At 69.8% G+C, this 2,404-nt stretch carries 2 protein-coding genes and 1 pseudogene; all 3 read left to right on the top strand.

Going from position 1 to position 2,404, the window contains the following annotated elements:
- Positions 1-331: pseudogene (locus HC022_RS24235) on the top strand (hypothetical protein); the annotation flags it as partial.
- 73 nt (positions 332-404) lie between these two features.
- Positions 405-1,475, top strand: coding sequence for a hypothetical protein (locus HC022_RS24230; protein WP_167454101.1), 1,071 nt, complete (start codon positions 405-407; stop codon positions 1,473-1,475).
- Positions 1,472-2,302 carry a DMT family transporter gene (locus HC022_RS24225; protein WP_167454100.1) on the top strand — a complete coding sequence of 277 codons (831 nt, stop codon included), beginning with the start codon at positions 1,472-1,474 and terminating at the stop codon, positions 2,300-2,302. Before HC022_RS24230 ends, HC022_RS24225 begins: the two co-directional genes overlap by 4 nt.
- The last annotated feature ends 102 nt before the right edge of the window (positions 2,303-2,404 follow it).

Raw genomic sequence — 2,404 nt, 5'->3', positions numbered from 1 at the left:
AGCCACCGGTCTCTTCACCTCGGCCGCATCGCCCACCGGCTCGCTCGCGCTGACCGGCGACGCCACCGAGATGTTCACCTCGGCCGCCACCCCGGCGGGCACCCGGATCGCCGCAGGCGACGCCACCGGCATGTTCACCTCGGCCGCGGCTCCGATGGGCACCGAGACCCTTTCGGGCGACGCCACCGAGATGTTCACCTCGGCCGCCACTCCGGCAGGCACCCAGATCGAGGCAGGTGAGGCCACCGGTCTCTTCACTTCGGCAGCAGCCCCCTCGGACACCCGCATCGCGTCGGGCAACGTCACCGGGCTTTTCACCTCGGCAGCCTGATCGCCGGAACACTCGCAGCGGGCGTCCAGGGGACATGCGACGCCCGCGCGCAGCAGGGAAACGAGGTAACACTATGAATGCCATGAACAACGTCATCACCTTTCGCCCAGCGGTGCGTATCGACGCGCCCGAGTCCGGCGCCGCGGCGCTGATCACCAGCTTTGCGCAACACCGACGGCGCGAAGACGACGTGTTCTGGCTCAAGGAAAACGCCGAGCTCCTGAACATCCTCGAATGCACCGGCGCGGCGGTCTCCGAGGCGGGGCTCGCGGCGCTCGAGCCGTTCTACCAGTCGGTCGAGAAGCGGCTCGCGTTCTTCCCGCAATACTACCGTTTCCTGCTCTCGATGGCGCTGGATCTCGAGGATCTCGGGATGCCGGGCGAGACCGGGTACCGGATCGCGGGCACCATCGCCCGCCAGGGCTACGCCGCCGCCGAGCTGTCGGACCTGCAGCGGATGGAGGCTCTGCGCCTGCTGGCCCGCCGCGGCCATGGCGAGACGGTCGAGGACGGGCTCAAGGACCGGCTGCGGGCCTTCTGCAACCGTTCGGGCACCTTCGCGCTGCCCAACCGCAAGGCCGCCTACGAGCTGACCCATATCGTCTTCTACCTCAGCGAATACGGCCGGGTGGATCCGCTGCTGGGCGAACAGGCGATCACCAGCCTGCATTTCGCCGGCAACCTCGCGTTCATCGAACAGAACTCGGACATTCTCGCCGAGGTCTGCATCGCGCTGCATTACGCCGGCGAGACGCCGCCGGCGCTCTGGACCGCGTGGCTCGAGCGCGAGACGCACCTGTTCTCGGTCGAGAGCGGCGACGCGGTGTCGATCGCCGACGACTACCACGACTTCCTCGTCTGCAACTGGCACGAGTCGGTGCGCGGCGGACATGCCTTCCGCAAGCCGTTCAGCCCCGAGCGCATGGGCTTCAGCCGCTCGGCCCGGGCGGGCGCGCCGCTGCGCGAGCTCTCCGAGGCCCTCTTCGAGCAGGGCGAAGCGCGCCGCGCCGACTGGTCCGCGACCCGGGCCCAGGTGGGCGCGCGGCTGTCGCCGGGAACGCTCGACATCGTCGACACGCTGTCCGGGCAGTCGACCCACTTCGACGCTTTCTTCGAGGGCTTTGCCCGGGCAGGTGCACAATGACCGTTTCCAGAACCGCGCTCGTCGGGGCAGGGCTCGTCGCGCTCTACACCGGCGCCATCGCCGCCGCGGACGGCATCACCAAGCTGGTCGCCGGCTCCTATGCAGCGCCGCAGCTCTTCGCCCTGTCTTCGGGGCTGGTCATCCTGCTGTCGCTCGGCGCCGCCCGCAAGAGCGGCGAGGGGCTGCGGGTGCGCAGCCGCGGGGCCATGGCGCTGCGCTCGGTGCTGACCGTGCTCGCCGCCATCGGCTTCTTCCAGGCGTTCCGCCTGCTGCCCTTCGCGGATGTGTTCCTGTTCATCGCGCTGGTGCCGGCGGTCTGGGCTGCGCTGACGGTCGGCGTGGTCGGGCTGCTTTGCCTGATGCCGGCGGGGCGCATGACCTTCGACATCGGTCACCTCTGGGCACTCTTCGCGGCGCTGACCGGGACCGGCTCGATGGTCGCCGCGCGCTACATTGCGCGGGTCGAGAGGGTGCCCTTGGCACAGGTCTTCTGGCCGAACCTCGCGGTGATGATCTGCATGGGCGTGGCGCTGCCCTTCGTCTGGCAGCCAATGCCGCTCGCGGATCTCGGCTGGGTCGCGGCCTACGCGCTCTTCCTCTTCGCGGCCCGCTGGCTGTCGGTCGAGGCGCTCCGGCTGCTGCCCGCCTATGTGGCGACGCCGCTGATGAACCTGCAGTTCGTCTGGATGGTGGCCATTGGCTGGTTCGGCTTCGGCGAACTGCCGGGCGCGGCCACCCTGCTGGGCGTCACGCTGGTGGTGGGCTCGAGCATGTGGCTGGTGGCGGACGAGGCGCTGTTGCCCGCACGACGCACCGCACAGGCCTGAGACCGGCCGCGGGCCGGCGTGCGAACGACCGCCCGACCCACGCGAGATCCCGCATCGGCGGCCCTTCGGGGCCGCCTTTCGCGTCATAATCCCGGGTATATG

Origin of the sequence: Salipiger sp. HF18 (assembly GCF_011806505.1) — a bacterium.
In the GTDB taxonomy this organism is placed as follows: domain Bacteria; phylum Pseudomonadota; class Alphaproteobacteria; order Rhodobacterales; family Rhodobacteraceae; genus Salipiger; species Salipiger thiooxidans.
The sequence above is the reverse complement of the archived record's forward strand: the minus strand, read 5'-3'. Positions and strand labels throughout refer to the sequence as shown.